The sequence below is a fragment of the Streptomyces liangshanensis genome, assembly GCF_011694815.1.
GTDB lineage: Bacteria > Actinomycetota > Actinomycetes > Streptomycetales > Streptomycetaceae > Streptomyces > Streptomyces liangshanensis.
Genome location: NZ_CP050177.1, coordinates 2,373,001 through 2,393,051, shown reverse-complemented (window position 1 = coordinate 2,393,051; position 20,051 = coordinate 2,373,001). Strand labels below are relative to the sequence as shown.

General features: G+C 72.6%; 19 protein-coding genes. 13 read left to right on the top strand and 6 right to left on the bottom strand.

The features are described from left to right. Positions 1–86: 86 nt before the first annotated feature. From HA039_RS10050 to eccCb, 3 genes are all read left to right on the top strand, one after another. The gene (locus tag HA039_RS10050; RefSeq protein ID WP_167026912.1) at positions 87–1,112 is read left to right on the top strand and encodes an ATP-dependent 6-phosphofructokinase; all 1,026 of its coding nucleotides are present in this window, start codon (positions 87–89) and stop codon (positions 1,110–1,112) included. A 164-nt stretch (positions 1,113–1,276) separates the two neighbouring features. Next, complete coding sequence (locus tag HA039_RS10045) at positions 1,277–1,660, top strand: hypothetical protein (RefSeq protein WP_167026909.1); 384 nt, start codon at positions 1,277–1,279, stop codon at positions 1,658–1,660. Between the two features lie 21 nt (positions 1,661–1,681). Continuing rightward, positions 1,682–6,094, top strand: a complete 4,413-nt coding sequence (gene eccCb / locus HA039_RS10040) for a type VII secretion protein EccCb (RefSeq protein ID WP_167026906.1) — start codon at positions 1,682–1,684, stop codon at positions 6,092–6,094. A gap of 22 nt (positions 6,095–6,116) precedes the next feature. On the opposite strand, the gene HA039_RS10035 is transcribed toward eccCb, so the two are convergent. Continuing rightward, a complete protein-coding gene (locus tag HA039_RS10035) occupies positions 6,117–6,803 on the bottom strand; it encodes a response regulator (RefSeq protein ID WP_167026903.1) in 687 nt (228 codons plus the stop codon). Next, entirely contained in the window at positions 6,800–8,518 is a 1,719-nt protein-coding gene (locus HA039_RS10030) for an ATP-binding protein (protein ID WP_167026900.1), read from the bottom strand. The genes HA039_RS10035 and HA039_RS10030 overlap by 4 nt, the downstream gene beginning before the upstream one ends. A gap of 134 nt (positions 8,519–8,652) precedes the next feature. Here HA039_RS10030 and HA039_RS10025 point away from each other — a divergent pair, with 134 nt between their 5' ends. Then, positions 8,653–10,050, top strand: coding sequence for a cation:dicarboxylate symporter family transporter (locus tag HA039_RS10025; RefSeq protein WP_167026897.1), 1,398 nt, complete (start codon positions 8,653–8,655; stop codon positions 10,048–10,050). Positions 10,051–10,259: 209 nt separating this feature from the next. Then, entirely contained in the window at positions 10,260–11,279 is a 1,020-nt protein-coding gene (locus HA039_RS10020) for a GNAT family N-acetyltransferase (RefSeq protein ID WP_167026894.1), read from the top strand. A gap of 20 nt (positions 11,280–11,299) precedes the next feature. Here the strand turns inward: HA039_RS10020 and HA039_RS10015 are convergent, their stop codons facing one another. Continuing rightward, positions 11,300–11,923: a CAP family protein gene (locus HA039_RS10015; RefSeq protein ID WP_167026891.1), complete on the bottom strand. Its 624-nt coding sequence runs from the start codon at positions 11,921–11,923 to the stop codon at positions 11,300–11,302. 229 nt (positions 11,924–12,152) lie between these two features. Here HA039_RS10015 and HA039_RS10010 point away from each other — a divergent pair, with 229 nt between their 5' ends. The 3 genes from HA039_RS10010 (at position 12,153) to HA039_RS10000 (ending at position 14,660) form a co-directional block, all read left to right on the top strand. Then, on the top strand, positions 12,153–13,544 hold the full coding sequence (locus HA039_RS10010) for a UDP-N-acetylmuramoyl-tripeptide--D-alanyl-D-alanine ligase (RefSeq protein WP_167026888.1): 1,392 nt from the start codon (positions 12,153–12,155) through the stop codon (positions 13,542–13,544). A gap of 70 nt (positions 13,545–13,614) precedes the next feature. Further along, a complete protein-coding gene (locus HA039_RS10005) occupies positions 13,615–13,932 on the top strand; it encodes a DUF6234 family protein (RefSeq protein WP_167026885.1) in 318 nt (105 codons plus the stop codon). A 74-nt stretch (positions 13,933–14,006) separates the two neighbouring features. Then, positions 14,007–14,660: an alpha/beta hydrolase gene (locus HA039_RS10000; RefSeq protein ID WP_167026882.1), complete on the top strand. Its 654-nt coding sequence runs from the start codon at positions 14,007–14,009 to the stop codon at positions 14,658–14,660. Positions 14,661–14,733: 73 nt separating this feature from the next. On the opposite strand, the gene HA039_RS09995 is transcribed toward HA039_RS10000, so the two are convergent. Then, positions 14,734–15,477, bottom strand: coding sequence for a dienelactone hydrolase family protein (locus HA039_RS09995; RefSeq protein WP_167026879.1), 744 nt, complete (start codon positions 15,475–15,477; stop codon positions 14,734–14,736). Positions 15,478–15,691: 214 nt separating this feature from the next. On the opposite strand from HA039_RS09995, the gene HA039_RS09990 reads away from it, so the two are divergent. Together HA039_RS09990 and HA039_RS33905 are read left to right on the top strand one after the other, a co-directional pair. Beyond that, positions 15,692–16,624 carry an aminoglycoside phosphotransferase family protein gene (locus HA039_RS09990; RefSeq protein WP_167026875.1) on the top strand — a complete coding sequence of 311 codons (933 nt, stop codon included), beginning with the start codon at positions 15,692–15,694 and terminating at the stop codon, positions 16,622–16,624. Beyond that, on the top strand, positions 16,552–16,941 hold the full coding sequence (locus tag HA039_RS33905) for a DUF6221 family protein (protein ID WP_243870046.1): 390 nt from the start codon (positions 16,552–16,554) through the stop codon (positions 16,939–16,941). The genes HA039_RS09990 and HA039_RS33905 overlap by 73 nt, the downstream gene beginning before the upstream one ends. 54 nt (positions 16,942–16,995) lie before the next feature. Here HA039_RS33905 and HA039_RS09985 read toward each other — a convergent pair whose 3' ends face one another. Both HA039_RS09985 and HA039_RS09980 read right to left on the bottom strand, forming a co-directional pair. Beyond that, on the bottom strand, positions 16,996–17,340 hold the full coding sequence (locus HA039_RS09985; RefSeq protein ID WP_167026872.1) for a hypothetical protein: 345 nt from the start codon (positions 17,338–17,340) through the stop codon (positions 16,996–16,998). Between the two features lie 95 nt (positions 17,341–17,435). Then, entirely contained in the window at positions 17,436–17,804 is a 369-nt protein-coding gene (locus tag HA039_RS09980) for a VOC family protein (protein ID WP_167026869.1), read from the bottom strand. A 59-nt stretch (positions 17,805–17,863) separates the two neighbouring features. Between HA039_RS09980 and HA039_RS09975 the strand changes: the two genes are divergently transcribed. From HA039_RS09975 to HA039_RS09965, 3 genes are all read left to right on the top strand, one after another. Continuing rightward, a complete protein-coding gene (locus HA039_RS09975) occupies positions 17,864–18,349 on the top strand; it encodes a MarR family winged helix-turn-helix transcriptional regulator (RefSeq protein ID WP_167026865.1) in 486 nt (161 codons plus the stop codon). Between the two features lie 119 nt (positions 18,350–18,468). Further along, complete coding sequence (locus HA039_RS09970; protein WP_167026863.1) at positions 18,469–19,101, top strand: helix-turn-helix transcriptional regulator; 633 nt, start codon at positions 18,469–18,471, stop codon at positions 19,099–19,101. A gap of 90 nt (positions 19,102–19,191) precedes the next feature. Further along, a complete protein-coding gene (locus tag HA039_RS09965) occupies positions 19,192–20,046 on the top strand; it encodes a class I SAM-dependent methyltransferase (RefSeq protein WP_167026861.1) in 855 nt (284 codons plus the stop codon). Positions 20,047–20,051 lie beyond the last annotated feature (5 nt).

Sequence of the window (20,051 nt, the reverse complement as noted above, 5' to 3'; positions counted from 1 at the left end):
AGCGGCTCATGCGCGGGGTGCGGAGGGCCCGCCCCCGGGAAGCACGGCACTGAAGCACAGCACTAGCGAGCGGGAGACACGGCACGATGCGTATCGGAATCCTCACCGCGGGCGGCGACTGCCCCGGCCTGAACGCAGTGATCCGGTCGGTCGTTCACCGGGCCATGACCGGGTACGGCGACGAAGTCATCGGCTTCGAGGACGGTTTCAAGGGACTCCTCGACGGCCACTTCCGCCCGCTGGACCTGAACGCCGTCAGCGGCATCCTCGCCCGGGGCGGCACCATCCTCGGCTCGGCCCGCCTGGAGCGCGACCGGCTGCGGGAAGCGGCCGAGAACTGCGCGGAGTTGGCCCGCCGGTACGACATCGACGCGCTCATCCCGATCGGCGGCGAGGGCACGCTCACGGCGGCCCGGCTGCTGTCGGACGCGGGGATGGCCGTCGTCGGCGTCCCCAAGACGATCGACAACGACATCTACTCGACGGACCGCACGTTCGGCTTCGACACGGCCGTGATGGTCGCGACGGAGGCGATCGACCGCCTCAAGACCACCGCGGAGTCGCACCAGCGCGTCATGGTCGTCGAGGTCATGGGGCGGCACGCCGGCTGGATCGCGCTGGAGTCCGGCATGGCGGGCGGCGCGCACGGGATCTGCCTGCCGGAGCGGCCCTTCGAGGTGGACAGCCTCGTGAAGATGGTCGAGGCGAGGTTCTCCCGGGGCAAGAAGTTCGCGGTCATCTGCGTCGCCGAGGGCGCGCACCCGGCCGAGGGCTCGATGGAGTACGGCAAGGGCGAGATCGACCAGTTCGGGCACGAGCGCTTCCAGGGCATCGGCAACCGCCTGGCGGCGGAGCTGGAACACCGCCTCGGCAAGGAGGCCCGCCCGGTGATCCTGGGCCACGTCCAGCGCGGCGGCACGCCGACCGCGTACGACCGCGTCCTGGCGACGCGCTTCGGGTGGCACGCCGTGGAGGCGGTGCACCGCGGCGAGTTCGGCCGGATGACGGCGCTGCGCGGGACGGCGGTGGAGATGGTTCCGCTGGCGGAGGCCGTGACGCAGCTGAAGCGCGTCCCGGAGAACCGTATGCACGAGGCGGAGTCGGTCTTCTAGACCTTCGACCGGGCCTCTTCGCGAGGACGTTCCGCGCGGACGTTCCGGGAGGACGCTCCCCGCGGACGTTTCGCCGAGCGGCGAACGAGGGTGCTGGCGGCGGTCGTTCTGTGCCAAGCTGGAGATCGGCCGCACCGCAACGGGGGGACCATTCCATGCGACCCATGCAGATCGCCGTAGCCGTCGAGACGACGGACGGCGACGCGGAAGAACTGGACACCCTGACCCGGGAGCTGGGCGAGGAGCTGCTGCTGCTCGACGCCGCCGAGTCCGTCGCGCGCCCCGAGGGCGGAGCGGCCCCGGCGGGCGCCAAGAGCGGCACGGCCACCACGCTGGGGGCCCTGCTCGTCACCGGGGTGTTCTCCCGGGCGGCCCTCAACACGATGGTCAGCCTCGTGAGCGAATGGCGCCAGCGGGCGCAGGCCCGCCGCGTCGAACTCACCGAGGGCGACGACTCGCTGATCGTCGAAGGCGTCTCGGGCCGCGACCAGAAGGCCCTGATCGAGGCGTGGCTCCAGCGCCGCTCCGGCAGCGACCCGCAGCCGTAGCCGCGGCCTCCGGGAGAGACCTTGAGCCGCGTCGCCCTGCTCGTCGCCACCACGGACTACATCGACTCCGGACTGCGCCGCCTGCGCTCGCCCGCCTCCGACGCGCGGCGCCTGGGCGCGCTGCTGGAGGACCCGGCGATCGGGTACTTCGACCGGGTCGTCCCCCTGGTCAACGACTCGAAGGCGGAGATCGAGGAGCACATCGAGCGCACGCTGCGCGATCTCGGGCCGAACGACACCCTGCTGTTGTACGTGTCCTGCCACGGCATCCGCGACAAGCACGGCCGCCTCTTCTTCACGACGCTGCGCACCAAGCGCGACCTGCCCGAGTCGACCGCGATATCGGCGCGCTTCGTCGAGGAGCAGATGAGTCGCTGCCGCGCCCGGTCCAAGGTGCTCCTGCTCGACTGCTGCTTCGGCGGGGCGTACGTCCAGGGCATGGCGCCCTTCGCGCCCGACGACGGTGAACTGTCCGTGCAGGCCGCCGGCAAGGGCACGTACGTCATGACCGCCTCGGACGTCCTGGAGTTCGCCTTCGAGGGCGAGACGGTGAAGAGCCGCTCGGGCGACTTCCACTCGGTGTTCACCGAAGCGCTCATCGACGGCCTCAGCACCGGGCGCGCGGACCTCGACAACGACGGGGTGATCACCGCGCACGAGCTGTTCCAGCACGTCGAGCGGCACGTCCGGGAGAGCGGGGCCCCGCAGACGCCGACCGAGTTCCGCTCCGGCGTACAGGGCAACATCCCCCTCGCGACGGCCGCGTTGTGGCACCGGGGGCAGAGCGCGGAGAGTGATCCCTTCGTGGGCGACAGCCTCTCCCTGGGGGAGTTGCTGCCGGCGCTCGTCGCCGGTCCCGACCGGGGCCTCTGCGCGCCCGACTGGCCGCCGAACGGACAACTCACCGTGCCGCTGGGCCGGATGTACGACCCGGCGCAGGGACTCCAGGAGACCCTGACGCTCGACCTGTCCGGGGGCGCGCCGCACATCGGCGTCGTGGGCGGCAGGTGGAGCGGCAAGACGTCGGTGCTGCGCACCCTCGCCTGCTCGCTGGCGCTGACCCACACGCCGGACGAGGTGCAGATGTACGCCCTGCACGGCGAACCGGACGGGATGACACGCCTGGAGACCCTGCCGCACATGGGGATGGTGGCGGACTACGGCCGCGCCGACGCCGTACGCACCCTGGTCGACGGTGTCATGGCCACCCTGAAGCGGCGCGAGAGGCTCTGCGACCGCCTGCGCATCAGGTCCCCGAAGACGTTCCGCCGGATGCGGACGCGGGGGCTGCTGGACGGCGAGTCGAACGGCGAGGTGTTCCTCCTCGTCGACGGCTGGCCGGACTTCGCGGCACGCTTCCCGGAGGAGTCCCGCCTGCTGCTCGGCGTTGCCCAGCGCGGCGTCTACTACGGCATCCACCTGGCGGTCTCCGCCGACCGGTGGAAGGACCTGCCCGAGGAGCTGTTCCTGCACCTCGGTACGTGGGTCGAACTCGCCCTGGCCGACCCGCAGGAGTCGCGGATCGACCGCGACCTCGCCGGCGGGATCCCGCCGGGGCAGCCGGGCTTCGGACTGACCCGGGGGCGGCGGTACGTCCGGCTCGCGGTCCCCGCGCTGGCCACGGCGGCGGGCACGGCGGGCGTGGCGAGCGGGGGCGCCGCCGGGAGTTCGGGGGAGACGCCCGCGCCCGCGCGGACCGGCGACGAGGGCGAGGAACTCGACGCGCTGCTGGACAAGGTGGCCGGGGCGTGGCGGCGGCCGGGCGCCCGTCCGCTGAGCACCTTCAGGGACGACCACGACTCCGTACCCCGCCTCCTGGACCTCCTGCCGCTCCCCGGCGGCTGGGACGCCGCCCCCGCGTCCGCCTGGGCCGTCAAGCCGGAGCGCCGGCTCACCACCCCGGTGGGCGTCGACGCCAACGGCGCCCCGGTCCTGCTGGACCTGAGGGAAGCCGCGCTCGGCGGCTGGGGGCCGCACGGCGTGTGCGTCGGCGCCACCGGGTCCGGCAAGTCGGAGCTGCTGCGCACCCTGGTCCTCGGACTGGCCGTCACCCACTCCCCGGAGACGCTGAACTTCGTCCTGGTCGACTTCAAGGGCGGCGCCACCTTCGCGAGCATGGCACGCCTGCCCCATGTGGCGGCCGTCATCACCGGCCTGGCCGACGAACCGTCCCTGGTCGGCCGCATGGAGGACGCGATCCGGGGCGAGCTCAACCGCAGGCAGCAACTGCTGCGCGGCGCGGGCAACTACCCCAACATCCACGAGTACGAGCGGGCGCGCGCGGCGGGTGCGCCGCTGATCCCGCTGCCGACGCTGGTCCTGGTCATCGACGAGTTCACCGAACTGCTGACCGCCGAGCCCGGCTTCCTGGAGGCGCTCGTCCAGATCGGCCGCATCGGCCGGTCGCTGGGCATCCACCTGCTCCTGGCCTCGCAGCGCCTGGAGGAGGGGCGGCTGAGCGGCCTGGACACCCACCTGTCGTACCGCATCGGTCTGCGCACCTTCTCGGCCGAGGAGTCACGCGCGGTGCTGGGCGTGCCCGACGCGTACTCGCTGCCGTCCGTGCCCGGGTCCGGCTATCTCCGGTTCGACATGGACCACATGGTCGGCTTCCGGGCGGCCTACGCGTCCGGCTGGGTGGGCGAGGACGCGCGCGCCGCCGACGGGGACTCCCCGATGGACCTCATCCTGAACCGGCTGGAGGGCCAGGGCCCCCCGGCCCACCAGATCTGGCTGCCGCCGCTGGACCAGGCACCGCCGCTCGACGCGCTGCTGCCGGGGCTGGCGGTCGTCGAAGGGCGCGGCCTGACCGTGCCCGGCTACCCGGCCGAAGGCGCGCTCGTCGTGCCCTTGGGCCTGGTGGACAAGCCGTACGAGCAGCGGCGCGACGTCCTGTGGGGTGACTTCTCCGGAGCTTCGGGCAACCTGCTGATCGCCGGGGGCGCGCAGTCCGGCAAGTCGACGCTGCTGCGCACGCTGGTGTCGTCCTTCGCCCTCACGCACACTCCCGGCGAAGTCCAGTTCTACGGGCTGGACTTCGGCGGCGGCAGTCTGTCCGCCCTCGCGGAACTGCCGCACGTGGGCGGCATCGCCACACGGCTCGACCCGGAGCGCGTCCGGCGGACCGTGACGGAGGTCGCCGGGATCCTGGCCCAGCGGGAGGAGTCCTTCCGCTCCCTGGGCATCGACTCCATGGCGGCCTACCGGCGCGGTCGCGCGAGCGGGGAGATCACCGACCCGTGGGGGGACGTCTTCCTGCTCGTCGACGGCTGGGGAAGTTTCCGGCAGGAGTACGACCTGCCGTCGGAGACCGTCACCGAGATCGCCTCGCGAGGGCTCGCCTACGGGATCCACGTCGTCCTCACCGCGTACCGCGCCATGGACGTACGGCCGGCGCTCAAGGACCACCTGCCCTACCTGCTCGAACTGCGGCTCGGTGACCCCACGATGTCGGAGTTCTCCGTCCCCGTCGCCCGGAATGTCCCGGCGGGCACTCCCGGCCGCGGCCAGACCCCCGAGAAGCTGCACTTCATCGCGGCCGTCCCGCGGATCGACGGCGTGCCCTCCGACGACGAGTTGCCCGGGGCCACCGCCGCCCTGAGCCGCGCCGTCGCCCAGGCCTGGCACGGCCCGCCCGCCCCGCCGGTCCGGCTGCTCCCCGGCGAGCTGCCCGCCGGCCAACTCCCCAGGGGCGACGCCCTTCCGGCGTCGGGGGTCGCCTTCGGTATCGAGGAGAACACCCTGCGGCCGGTCTTCGCCGACTTCGAGACCGACCCCTTCTTCCTGGTCGCCGGGGAGAGCGGGTCCGGCAAGACCGCGCTGCTGCGCCTGCTGGTCCGGCAGCTCTGCGAGCGGTACACACCCGACGAGGCGCGCTTCGTGGTGGTCGACTACCGGCGGACCCTGTTGGACACCGTCCCGGACTCGCACCTGATCGAGTACGCCGCCTCGCCCACCGGCATGGACGCGCACGTGGCCGGGCTCAAGGAGGTCTTCGACAAGCGCATGCCGTCGAAGGACGTCACCCCGCGCCAACTGCGCGACCGCAGCTGGTGGTCCGGGCCGCGGCTGTTCGTGGTCGTGGACGACTTCGACCTGGTCGCGACCGCCCGCGGCAACCCGTTGGGCGTGCTCACCGAGCAGCTGCCCTTCGCCCATGACGCCGGGGTCCACTTCCTCCTCGCCCGCGGCTCCGCGGGCGCCTCCCGCGCCGCCTACGAGCCGTTCACGCAGCGGGTCCAGGAACTGGGCGCCCAGGGCGTGGTGCTCTCGGGGGAGCCCGCCGACGGGGAGATCCTCGGCCGCGTCCGGCCGCGCCCGATGCCTCCCGGGCGGGGGTACTTCATCTCCCGCCGGAGCGGGCCCACCCTGATCCAGACGGGGTGGCAGCCGTTGAACCCGGGCGAGGGCGGGGCGGGGCCGTCCGGCGCTTGAGGACAGGGCGGACCTTTCCCGGTCACCGCGACGCGTGCCGCCACCGGTACTGGAGTTCCGGGCGGCCCACGTGGCCGTACTGCGGGCTCCGTTCCGCCCGCCCCTCCGTCACCAGGTGTTCCAGGTACCGCCGCGCGGTGATCCGCGAGATCCCCGCCCGCACCGCCGCCTCCGCCGCCGTCAACCCGGAGTCCGACTCCCGCAGCGTCCGGGTCACCGCCTCCAGCGTCGGCGCGCTCAACCCCTTCGGCAGCGAGGCCGCGTGCGGCGTCCGGAGCGCGCCGAGCGCCCGGTCCACCTCGTCCTGGCCGCTCGCCTCCCCCGACGACGCGCGGAACTCCGCGTACCGCACCAACCGGTCCCGCAGCGTCGCGAACGTGAAGGGCTTCAGCACGTACTGGACGACCCCGAGCGACACCCCCTCCCGTACGATCCCCAGGTCCCGCGCCGACGTCACCGCGATGACGTCCGCCTGGTGGCCGCCGGCCCGCAGGCTCCGCAGGAGGTGGAGGCCGTGGCCGTCTGGCAGGTACAGGTCGAGCAGGATCAGGTCGATCGCTGTGCGCTCCAGCACCCGCCCCGCCTCCGCCCGCGAATGCGCGACACCCGCGACGGCGAAGCCGGGGACCCGGCGTACGTACAGCTGATGGGCGTCCGCGGCGACGGGATCGTCCTCGACGACCAGCACCCGAATAGCGTGCCCACTCACGACGAACCCCCTCCCACCCAAGGCACCCCACCACCCGCGACACCGGGCCCACCCACACCCACACCACCCACACCCGCGCCGGGTGCGACCGGTAGTCGAACCGTGAACTCCGCGCCGCCCTCCGGGCCCTGGGACAGGTCCACCGTCCCCCGCGCCCGGTGCACCGCCTGTTGGACCAGTGCCAGGCCCAGCCCCCGCCCCGGCCCGCGCGTCGACCAGCCGCTCCGGAACACCTCCGCCCGGTCGCCCGGCTCGACCCCGGCGCCCGTGTCCCGTACCCCCAGCAGCAGCACCCCGTCCTCGACCAGCGCCGTGACCGTGACCCGGGCCGCCCCCACGGGACCGCCCCCGGCCGCGCCCGCGGCCCCCGCCGCTTCCACCGCGTTGTCGATCAGGTTCCCCAGGATCGTCACCAGGTCCCGCGCGGGCAGCGACGCCGGAAGCACCCCGTCGTCGATCCGGCTGTCGTCCGCCAGGACCAGTTCCACACCGCGCTCGTTCGCCTGCGCCGCCTTCCCCAACAGCAGCGCCGCCAGCACCGGTTCGGCGACCGCGCCGACCACCCGGTCCGTCAGCACCTGCGCCAGCTCCAGTTCGGCCGTCGCGAACTCCACCGCCTGCTCCACCCGGTCCAGTTCGATGAGCGACACGACGGTGTGCAACCGGTTCGCCGCCTCGTGCGCCTGCGACCGCAACGCCTGCGTGAAGCCCCGCTCTGAGTCCAACTCGCCCGACAGCGCCTGGAGTTCGGTGTGGTCGCGCAGGGTGATGACCGTGCCCCGCCGCTCCCCGCCCACCACCGGGCGGGTGTTGACCACCACGATCCGGTCCCGCGTCATGTGCACCTCGTCCACGCGCGGCTCCGACGCCAGCAACGCCCCCGTCAGCGGCACCGGCAGCCCCAGCGCCGCGACCGGCTGCCCCACGGCCGAGTCGTCCAGGCCGAGCAACTCCCGCCCGCCGTCGTTGATCAGCGCGATCCTCCGCTGTCCGTCGAGCATGAGGAGCCCTTCCCGTACGGCGTGCAGCGCGGCCTGGTGGTAGTCGTGCATCCGGCTCAACTCGGCCGCGTTCATGCCGTGCGTGTGCCGCCGCAGCCGCGCGTTGACGACGTACGTCCCCAGCCCGCCCAGCATCAGCGCCGCCCCCGCCGCCAGGAACAGCAGCCGCACCTGCTCGGTCACCTGCGTCGAGATGCGGTCGACGGTGATGCCGACGCTGATCAGCCCGGTGATCCTCCCGCCGTCCTCGATCGGTGTCACGGCCCGCATCGAGGGGCCGAGCGTCCCGGTGTAGGTCTCGGTGAACGTGTGCCCCGCCAGCGCAGGGGCCGTACGCCCCAGGAAGGGCATGCCGATCTGCTTCGGATCGGGGTGCGTCCAGCGGATCCCCTTCGGATTCATGATCGTCACGAAGTCGACCCCGGTGTCGTGCCGCACCCGCTCCGCGTACGGCTGGAGCACCGCCGTCGGGTCGGGCGTCCGTATCGCCTCCCGTACGGAGGGCGAATCGGCCATGGCGCGCGCCGCGGCCAGAACCTGCCCCCGTGCCGTCTCGTCGGCCTGGGCACGATCGGTGACGTACGCGAAGACCGCGCAGCCCGCCACGACGGCCGCCACCAGCACGACCTGCATCGCGAAGAGCTGGCCCGCCAGGCTGCGGGGGCGCGGGAGGCGGCGGGGGAGTCGGCGGGGCAGCCGACGGGGCAGACGCATGGCCCAAGTCTGCCTGTCCGGAATCGTATGAACGAAATGAACGCAAGGGTGACCGGCGTCACACGGTGGTGGATAGTCGCCGGGACCCCAGTCGGGACGACGGGGGCATCGCAGGGACGAGTCAAGGAGGACCCGTGGCCGCAGCAAGGCGGGACCGTACGCATTACCTGTACATAGCGGTGATCGCAGCCGTCGCGCTCGGCATCCTGGTGGGCTTCGCGGCTCCGGGCGTCGCCGTCGAGCTCAAGCCGCTGGGCACGGGCTTCGTGAACCTGATCAAGATGATGATCTCGCCGATCATCTTCTGCACCATCGTGCTCGGAGTCGGTTCCGTCCGGAAGGCCGCCAAGGTCGGCGCCGTCGGCGGACTGGCCCTCGGCTACTTCATGGTGATGTCCACCGTCGCCCTGGCCATCGGCCTCGTCGTCGGCAACATCCTGGAGCCGGGCTCGGGCCTGCACCTGACCGAGGCCACGAAGGGCGTGGGCGCGGCGCAGGCGGAGGGCGCGAGCGAGTCCCTGCCGGACTTCCTGCTCGGCATCATCCCCAAGACCATGGTGTCCGCCTTCACGGAGGGCGAAGTCCTCCAGACGCTGCTGGTCGCGCTGCTCGCGGGCTTCGCGCTCCAGGCGATGGGCAAGGCGGGCGAGCCGGTCCTGCGCGGCATCGGGCACATCCAGCGCCTCGTCTTCCGCATCCTCGCCATGATCATGTGGGCCGCCCCGGTCGGCGCCTTCGGCGCGATGGCCGCGGTCGTCGGCGAGACCGGCGTGGACGCGCTCAAGTCGCTCGCCGTCATCATGATCGGCTTCTACGTCACCTGCGCGATCTTCGTCTTCGTCATCCTGGGCGCGCTGCTGCGATTCGTCGCCGGCATGAACCTGCTGCTCCTGCTGAAGTACCTGGGCCGTGAGTTCCTGCTGATCCTCTCCACCTCGTCGTCGGAGTCGGCCCTGCCGCGCCTCATCGCGAAGATGGAGCACATGGGCATCAGCAAGCCCGTCGTCGGCATCACCGTGCCGACCGGCTACTCCTTCAACCTCGACGGCACCGCCATCTACCTGACGATGTCCTCGCTCTTCATCGCGCAGTCGATGGGCGACCCGCTGTCGATCGGCGAGCAGATCTCGCTCCTCCTCTTCATGATCGTCGCCTCCAAGGGCGCGGCGGGTGTCACCGGCGCCGGTCTGGCGACCCTGGCCGGCGGCCTCCAGTCGCACCGCCCGGAACTGGTGGACGGCGTCGGCCTCATCGTCGGCATCGACCGCTTCATGAGCGAGGCGCGCGCCCTGACGAACTTCGCGGGCAACGCCGTGGCGACCGTCCTGGTCGGCACGTGGACCAAGGAGATCGACAAGGAGCGGGCGGGCGAGGTCCTCGCGGGCCGCATCCCGTTCGACGAGACGACGCTCCTGGACGACCACGGCGCGTCCGCCGGTGACGCCGACGCCGACGCCGACGCCGACTCCGACGCCCCGGCGTCCGAGGCGGGCGGGAAGGTCGTCACCGAGAAGACCCAGGCCGGAGTCTGACCCCCCTCCACACCCCGGCCTTTCCCAGGACCGGCCCGTACGACGCACACGTACGGGCCGGTCCGCTTTTCCGTACGGCCGCCGCATGCCCCTGTGGTTCCACACCCCCCCGTGGTTCCACGCACCCCTCGTGTCCGGGCCGGCGGCGTGGGGCTGGTTCGTGGACCCTCTCGGATGGTTTGTCCGCCTTTGCGTTTACGGTGGGGGTCATGAACTCAGACCTGACCTGGTCGGTGCGCCCGCTCGGCGCGGCCGACGTGGACGCCGCGGTGGAGTTGCTGAACCTGACGAGCCCGAGCGACGTCCGGCACCTCCTGCGCGCGGACCTGGGCGTGTTGGCCGCCGCGCGGGACGCGCCGGGACGCGCCCTGGTCGCCGAGCGGGACGGGCGGCTGGTGGGCGCGGCGAAGGTGTCGGAAGACCTCGTCTTCCTCGGTACGGCCGCCACCCGGATCGCGGTCGACCCGGCGGAGCGCGGCCGGGGGATCGGGACCGCGCTCGCGGACAGGCTGATGGAGGACCCGCTGGTGACCGGGCGGGACGGGGCCGCCGCCGGAACCGTCACCAGCTCGCTGCGGGACGACCTCCCGCGCGGAAGGGCCTTCGCCGAGCGGTACGGCTTCGGTGTCCTCCACCACAGTGTCGGCTTCCGGTTCGACCTGACCGGTCACGAGGCGGAGTTGGCCCAGCGGGCCGGGTCCGCGCTGGAGCGCGCCGGGGTGCGGGTCCGGCTGGCGGACCCGAGCACGGAGCAGGAGGCGATCGTGGAGTGCGCCGAGCGCTGCCGGCCCGGGATCCCCCTGCCCTACGGCGAACGGCCCGTCGACCCGTACGCGTGGCTCGCGGACTGCCCTCCCGGCACCGTCTTCCTGCTCGCCGAGCCGATCCAGGCGGAACACGGCCCGGCCGCCGGGGCGGACGTGACGACCGGCACCGTACGCGCCGACGCCATCACGGTCCTCACCCCCCTGACGGACACGAACCGCTGGCACGTGGCCTTCACCGCCACCGACCCCGTCCGGCGGGGCCGGGGGGTCGCGGCGGCGGTGAAGGCCGCCTCGCTCCTCTACGCCTGCCGGGCCGGGGTCGAGACCGTCACCACGCACAACGACGTGACGAACGAGCCCATCCTCCGGGCGAACAGGACGCTGGGCATGGTCCCGCACGTCGGCTACTGGACCCTGACCCGGCCGACGGGCGCGTCGGCCACCGCCCCCGAGGCGTTCTGACGCACCTTGACCCGTGCGTTCTAACGCACCTTGACCTGTACGTTCTCCCGGAAGCGGCCCTCCACGTTCCCGGGCGGGCTGAACGTCACCACGACGTAGTTCTCGAACCACTCCCCGCCCCGGCCCGTCGCCCGCGCCGCGCCGATCCGCTTCGAGCCGCGCCACACCAACTGGGTGAAGTGCCCGGTCGCGTGGCTGAATCCGCCGGCGCGGAAGTCGTACGAGGCGACCTCGTCGTACCACGCCTTGACGGCGGTGGGCCCGGGCAGCCGGTTCCGTTCGGCGGAGCCCGTCCAGTACAGGTTCTCGCCGTACCGCCGGTCCAGGCCCCGGTGGCCCTCGTGCAACCGCTCGTGCGAAGACACCTGCCGGGCACGGGACTTGGCGTACGCGTTCAGCTTTCCGTCCAGCCGCACCGGCGGGGCGCCATGTCTCGCGCGGTACCGGTTGACCGCCTTCACGACCTGCTGGAGGAAGGCCCCGTCGGTGGTGTCGGGCAGGGCCGGGCGGGACCCGGCCGCCGACGCGGGGGAGCGGGTGGTGTGGGCCGGCCGGTCGGCCCGGCTCGGCGGGGTCGCGGCCGCCGTCACACCGACCAGGGCCGCCGTCGCGACCAGGACACCGAATTTCTTCCGTTTCAGCACGGTTGATCTATGGCCAGGCAACTCGCTTGCGAATCAGCGGATTTGGCCAACCGTGAGGTCGATAACCGGCCGCTCGCCCGGGCCCGGGTCTCCCTCCTCCCTGGCACGTCTCCGCAGCTCCCGGGGGTGGAGGGGTTACGGTCGGCAGGGCCGGACCGGTCTCGGGTCCGGACCGCTCGGCCGGTGGGGCCGTGCCGGGCACACCTTGTCGATGCGGAGGACCTGTCCCGTGATCCCCCTTTCCCTCGAAGCCGTCGCGGCGGCCGTCGGCGGCCGCCTGCACGACGTGCCCGACCCCTCCGTCCTGGTGAGCGCCCCCACCGTCGTGGACTCGCGCGCGGTGGAGCCCGGTGGCCTGTTCGCGGCGCTGCCCGGCGAGCACGCCGACGGGCACACCTTCGCGGTGAACGCGGTGCGGGCCGGCGCGGTGGCGGTCCTGGCCACCCGTCCCGTCGGTGTCCCGGCGATCGTCGTGGACGACGTGCTGGACGCGCTCGCCGCGCTGGCCCGTACCGTCCTGGCCGCCGTCCCCGAGGCGGTGGTGATCGGGCTGACCGGCTCGGCGGGCAAGACCAGCACCAAGGACCTGCTCGCCCAGGTGCTTCCCGAGATCGGCCCGACGATCGCGACGGTGAAGTCGTTCAACGGCGAGATCGGCATGCCGCTGACGGTCACCCACCTGGACCGGTCCGTCCGGTACGTCGTGCTGGAGATGGGCGCGCGCGGCGTCGGCCACATCGCTCACCTGACCCGGATCGCCCCGCCCGCCGTCGGCCTGGTCCTCAACGTGGGGACGGCCCACGTCGGGGAGTTCGGCGGGCGCGAGCAGATCGCCCTGGCGAAGGGGGAGTTGGTCGAGGCGCTCGCGGAGGACGGGGTGGCGGTCCTCAACGCCGACGATCCGCTGGTCGCCGCGATGGCGTCCCGTACCCGTGCCCGGGTCCTGACCTTCGGCGTGGCGAACGAGGCGGACGTACGGGCCCTGGACGTCACCGTCGACGCCTCGGGCCGCCCGTCGTTCACCCTCGCCGCCGAGGGCGCGCGGGCGCGGGTCGACCTGTCCCTGCACGGCGTGCACCACGTGTCGAACGCGCTGGCCGCGGCGGCCGTCGCGATCGGCCTGGGCATGGGGGCGGAGAAGGTGGCGGGCGCGCTGTCCCGTGCGGTGCTGGTGGCCTCGGGGCGCATGGAGGTCACGGACCGGGCGGACGGGGTACGGATCGTCAACGACGCGTTCAACGCGAACCCCGACTCGATGAGGGCCGCGTTCACGGCCCTGGCGGCCATGTCGGAGGGGCGCAGGACCGTCGCGATCCTGGGCGAGATGAAAGAGTTGGGCGCCGACGGCGAGGACGAGCACCGGGGGGTGGGCCGGCTGGTCGCCGCCGCCGGGATCGACGTACTGATCGCGGTCGGCACCGACGACGCCCGCACGCTGGCGAGCGCGGCCGCACAGGACAACCCCACCCTGACCCTGGCCCACGCCCACGACCGCGACGAGGCCCTGACCCTGGCCCGCGACCTGGTCCGCCCGGGGGACGTCGTCCTGGTGAAGGGCTCCCACAGCGTCGAACTGGAGCACACGGCCGAGCGGTTGGCCGAGGACGGCACGCTTCCGTAGCGGCTACGGGACCGGGGCCTGAGTACCCGTACTCAGGCCCCGCCCCTCCCCGGACGGAGAGGATGCCGCCATGAGCGACCCATCAACTACGCGCCGCCTTACGGCAGGTGAGGACGTCATCTGCGCGGTGGTGCTCCTGCTCCTGGACACGATCCTGGCGTTCGTGGCGCTTCTGACCGGGCTGGCGCATTCCGACGTCAACGTCTACGAACCGACCCCACACGCCTCGACGACCCCGATCTACGCATCCGTGGCGGTCTTCGCCGGAGCGGTCCTGGTCTCCGCGTTCGGCCTGCGCAAGCTCGGCCTCCGCGTGAGCGTGTGGACACAACTACTGGCCGGGGCATGCCTGTTGCTGTTCAGCGCGATCGGCGTGTGGGGCCCCTAGAACCTCTCTGGTCCAACCGTCAGGCTGCCGCTCCCGCTCCCGCTCCCGCTCCCGCTGCCGAGAAGAGATTGACCATGTCCATCGCCGGAGAACTCGTCACCGAGACACTCGGGTACGACGCCGGCCGCAAGGTCACGGCGTACGTCCCGCCGCCCGAGCCCGAGGCGGTCGTGTTCGCCGGTGACGGCCACCTGGTCCCGCAGTGGGCCGCGGCTCTGGAGGCGGCGGCCGACGTGCCGCCGACGATGCTCGTCGGTGCGCACCGGCCGGCCGACGAGGACGTACGGCTCCGTGAGTACTCACCGGACCTCGACCCCGAACGGTTCGCGCGGCACGAGGAGTTCTTCGTCCACGACGTCCGCCGATGGGCGCGCTCGCGCTTCGGACTCGCACCGCCCGCCGCGCGCACCGCGGTGTTCGGTGTCTCCGCCGGCGGGGAACTGGCGCTCGCCGTCGGACTCCGCCACCCGGCACTCCACGGCGCGGTCCTCTGCGCCTCGCCGGGCGCCGGCTACCGCCCCTCGGCCCCCCTGCTGCCCCCGCTTCCGCGCGCGTACTTCGTCGCTGGCACGTCGGAACCCTTCTTCCGCGAGAACGCGAGGCGATGGGCGGCCGCGCTGCGTGACGCGGGCGGGGACGTCGTGATGACCGAGCGGATCGGCGGCCACGGCGACGCGTTCTGGCAGGAGGAACTCCCCCTGATGGTGAAGTGGGCGTTCACCCCCTGACCGCCGCCCCCCTGGAGGACGTACCGGACACCAACGCCCGTGCCCGCAGCCTGCATTGGCAGCCTGCCTTCTCTCAGGACGCCTGAGATGAGGTCAGGGTGCGGCCGAGGAGGGTGAGCAGGCGGTCCCAATGCTGTTGCAGGGCGGCCGCGTTGAAGGAATCGGTGTCCGCCATGGTGAAGCCGTGCAGGGTGCCGGGGTAGATCTCGGAGGTGTGCGCGACCCCCGCGGCGTCCAGGGCCCGGTTGAGTTCGCCGAGGGTCTCCGGCGTGAGGTCGCCCTCGGCGTGGCCGAAGTGGACCTGGGCGGTGAGTTTCGCGAAGCTGTCCGGCCCGTCGGCGTGTACGGGAGCGTGGAACGCGGCGACGGCGGCCACCCGGTCCGGGTACGCCGCGGCGGTCCGCGTCGCCAGCAGCCCGCCGATGCAGTAGCCGGTCACCCCGACCGGCCCGGCCGCGACCTCGGGCTGGTCGGCGAGGAACCCGAGACAGGCCTCGGCGTCGCTCAGGACACGTTCGGCCGTGTGCGTCTCGATCATGGGCATGATCCGCGCGAAGATCGCGGACCGGTTCTCGCCCCCGATGTGCTCGGGAAGCTCGACAACCGGGGTCGGACCGTGCCGGTAGAAGAAGTTGGGGACGAGTACGTAGTACCCGTGCCGGGCCAGTTCGCGGGCCATGTCCCGCACGACGGGCCGTATGCCGAACGCGTCGGGGTACATCAGCACCCCCGGGTGCGCACCGCCCCCGTCGGGGAACGCGGCGAAAGCGTCGGCCTGGCCATCTGCGGTGGGTATCAACACTGTCTTGGTAAGCATCGCCGCACAACGTAGCCCACACACGCGGCGGAACGACGACGGTTAGCCGAACATTCGATCTACGCTCCCGGCCATGGGGAACAGGGAACTGAGAGTGCTGATAGCCGTGGTGAGCGCGAGCGCGAGCGCGCTGTGCTGGGGGGCGGCCGGCGCGGTGTACCTGGGATTCGAGTACCACCTGGGTCCGGCTGGGTGTCTTGCGTAACGTTGTCGCATGAGCGACTCCGGGATCGAGATCACGGCTGGGCTGGTGCGCGAGCTTCTCAGGGAGCAGCATCCCGACCTCGCGGGGCTGCCCGTCCGCGAGGTGGCGGGTGGGTGGGGGAACCAGATGTGGCGGCTCGGGGACGAGCTGGCCGTGCGCATGCCGCGCATGGAGAGCGTGTCGGACCTGCTGCGCAAGGAATGCCGGTGGTTGCCCGTCCTGGCGCCCCGACTTCCGCTGCCGGTTCCGACGCCGGTGCGCGTCGGCGTACCGTCCGCGCGCTTTCCGCGGCCGTGGAGCGTGACGGCGTGGGTTCACGGTGAGCCGCTGGACACCGCCTCGATCAGCCGTGGCGACCACGCGGCCGACGCGCTGGCGGGCTTCCTCCGGGCGCTGCACGCGGAGGCGCCCGCCGACGCGCCGGCCAGTTCGGACCGTGGCGGGCACCCCAAGGACTGCACCGACGGCTTCGAGCACTTCCTGCGATCCATCGCCCCCGGCGGGCTCGGTCCCGCCGCCGACGCCCCGGCTGTGCGGGCCGTTTGGGACGACGCCGTCGCGGCCCCCGCGTGGGAGGGCCCGTTGGTCTGGGTGCACGGTGACCTCCACCCCGCGAACGTCGTCGTCTCCGACGGGACGCTCTCGGGGGTGATCGACTTCGACGCCCTGTTCGCCGGCGATCCGGCGTGGGACCTGGCGGCCGCTTGGCTGCTGCTTCCGGCGGGGGTGGGCCCACGGTTCTTCGCGGCGTACGGGCGGGCGGACGAGGCGACGATCCGGCGTGCCCGGGGGCTGGCCGCCATGAAGAGCCTGTTCCTCGTCCTCATGGGCCAGAACGGCGAACAGGGCCTCCCGGGCGGCAAACCGGCCTGGGGCCCCGCGGGCAGGGCGGCCCTTGCCCGCGTACTGACCCCCGGCCCGGACCGCCCCACTCGCGCCTAGGACCCGGTCCCCGCCTCCGGGTCCGCCCGCCCGCGGAGCCGTACCGGTCACGCACCCGTAGCTGCTGTGAACGGCACCGGGGGTCGGCGCGCCGCACCTGCTTCGAGACCCCGAACAGCCGGGCGAGCCGGCGCGTCCCTGGTGGCGTTCCTCAAGGCACGGCTGGACGAGGAGGCCGAACCCTGCACGTGGCTCTGCGCGGCCCGGCCCGCGTCCTGCGAAGGGTCGAGGCCAAGCGACGCGTCCTGGCCCGGCACGTTCTCAGTCCGGCCGTGGGCGACCCGGAACTTCCGTGGGACGACCGCGATGACACCTGAAAGTGGAGCCGTCAGGATCGTCACCACCAGGGTGACCGACCCGTCGCCGTGTGGTCAGCCGGCTTCCAGGGCGTCCGCCCGCTTTGTCAGGTCTGCCGCGATGTTGTCCCAGTCCGGTCCGTGCAGCCACAGGTTCTCGGCGGCCTGGCGCATCAGCGCGGGCTCGTCCGGTCGCTGCAACAGCACCAGCCGATAGGCCAGATTCCGGACCCAGACCGGCAAGTGGCCGTCAACCACCTGCGGACTGAGCTTACGCAGCATGGCGAGGATCTTGTCCGCGTCCGCGAAGGTCAGCTCCTCGACGAAGTAGTGCTCCCGGTGTTCCTGGGCGCACTCCGGCGTGGGTCGGTACTCGTCTCCGTAGAGACACCGGGCGTGCTCCGTCAGGGTGCTGTGCATGTCCTGGAGCCTACGACGCCATGATCGGTGATCGGCCGGACAGCTCTAGGCCCGCATGGGCCCCGTGGAGGGACGCGTTCTCGCCTTGGGGGTCGTCAGGTGCGGTCGTGCAGTGTGACGTGGTAGCCGTCGGGGTCGGCGAAGGTGAACGTGCGGCCGAAGGGGCCGTCGGCCGGGGCGGAGACGATGGTGTGGCCGTCGGCGCCGAGGGCGTCGTGGATGGCCTGGACGTCGGTGGCGTGGAGCCAGATCGCCGCGCCGATGCCGGGCCGGGGGGCCGATGCGAGATCCGTGCCGGGGACGACCGCGCGGAGGGCGAACGCGATCGGCGCGGTCTTGAAGACGACGGCGTGCGGCGGGCCCGCCGGTGAGCGGACGAGGCCGAGGTACTGCTCGTAGAACGCCTGCGACGCGTCGAGGTCGCGCGCCTGGAGCGAGATGAAGTCGGGGCCGGTGACGGGCATGGTGGTGCTCCTCTCGTGTCAGATTCCTGACACGAACCACGGTATGTCAGAATACTGACATGAGTCAAAGCGGTCCCGGCGTCGACCTGGACACCTCCCTCGGCTACCTGCTGAAAGAGGCTTCGAGCGCCCTGCGTACGGCCATGGAGGAGGTGCTGCGACCCCTCGGGATGACGGTGACGCACTACTCCTGCCTCGAACTGCTCGCCCAGCGCCCGGGCTTGTCCAACTCCGAGCTCGCGCGCGGCGCGTTCGTGACCCGGCAGTCGATGAACGTGCTGCTCCAGACCCTGGAGCGGGACGGCTACGTGACCCGCCCCGCGGCGGCTCCTGTCGGGAAGGTTCTCCCGGCGCGGCTCACGGCTTCGGGGCGGCGGAGCCTGGAGACGGCGTCCGCGGCGGTCAGGGCCGTCGAGTTGAGGATGCTGGCCGGCCTGACCGAGGCCGAGCGGTCGGACGCGTTCCGGATCCTGCGGAGCATGGCCCGCTCCCTGCGCGACGGCGCTGACGGCGCTGGCGGCAGTGGTGGCAGCGGCGGCACCTGACGGTGCGCGACTGTCCTGACCGCGAGCGGTGATGCGCGCGGGTCGGCCGCCGGCGCACGGGCGTCGCGACCCCCGACATGCCTCGGTCCGCGTTGCGTTCACGGCATAGCGTGACGCCTATGACGCAGGAAGACGCGCAGCTGGACAGCCTCGTACGCAAGCGGATCCGCGCGCTGCGCGTCGCGCAGGGGTGGTCGCTGGAGGAGCTGGCCGGGCGCGCCAACCTCAGCCAGTCCTCGCTGAGCCGCATCGAGAACGGTCCGCGCCGCCTCGCCCTGGACCAGCTCGTCACCCTCGCCCGCGCGCTGGACACCACGCTGGACCAGCTCGTGGCGAACGCCGCCGACGACGTCGTGATCAGCCCGATGATCGACGTCACCCACGGGCTGATGCGCTGGCCCATGAAGGGCGACGCGGGCATGAGCGTGATGCGTCAGCGGCTGACCGACCCGCCGCCCGACAACCCCGCCCGCATGCGCGCGCACCCCGGCCGCGAATGGCTCGTCGTGCTGTCCGGCACCGCCGTCCTCATGCTCGGCCACCGGCGATTTCGCGTCGACACCAACCAGGCCGCCGAGTTCCCCACCATGACGCCGCACGCCATCGGGGCCGAGGGCGGGCCGTGCGAGATCATGGGCATCTTCGACCGCGACGCCCGCCGCGGCCACCAGAAGGCGGCCGGCGCCGACGGTACGGAAGCCGACTGCGGAGGCTTCCAGGGCGCGGGCGACCAGGGCCCGTCCGGCGGGTGATCTTGCGCGCCGGGCAGCGTGCGGAGCCACCTTCTTGCGTACGGCGCAAAGAGTCTCGCGTACGGCGCATGACGGGCTTACGGTCACGCCATGGCCCACACCCACCAGCACACCCCCCACCCCGACCACCACGAACACGGCGGCGACAGCGGACAGGCGGAGATCCTCGACCTGGACGCCGAGGTGCTCGCCGAGCACACCGCGTCCCTCATCGCCTGGCTGCCGCTGAGGAGCGCACCGCGCCGGATCGTGGATCTGGGATGCGGCACCGGCGCCGGCACCTTCGCGCTCCTCGCCCGCTTCCCCGACGCGCACGTCACCGCCGTCGACACCTCGCCGGGGCACCTGCGCTCGCTGCACGAGAAGGCACGCGCCCTCGGCGTCGAGGGGCGCGTACGAACCGTGGCGGCCGACCTCGACAGCGACCACTGGCCCGACCTCGGCACACCGGACCTGGTGTGGGCCTCGGCCTCGATGCACCACATGGCCGACCCCGGCCGCGCCCTCAGGAGCGTCCGCGCCCTGCTCGCCCCCGCTGGCCTGTTCGCCGTCGTCGAGCTGGCGGGCTTCCCCCGCTTCCTGCCCGCCGACGCCCCCGAGAGCCGGCTCGAAGAGCGCGCCCATGCCGCGACCGACGCCTTCCACGCCGAGCACGTTCCGCACCGGGGCGCCGACTGGGGGCCCCTGCTCACGGCCGCCGGCTTCACCGTCGAGGCCGAGCGCACCCTCCGGGTCGACATCCCGGGCGGCCGCGACGCCGCCATCGGCCGTTACGCCCACTCCAGCCTCCAGCGCGTCCGGGCCGTGGCCGCCCCCGGTCTCGCCCCCGAGGACCTCGCCGCGCTCGACACACTCCTGGACCCGAACAGCCCGAACAGCCTTCTGCGCCGCGAGGATCTGACCGTACGCACCGAACGCGCCATCTGGGCCGCCCGCCGCGCCTGAAGCCC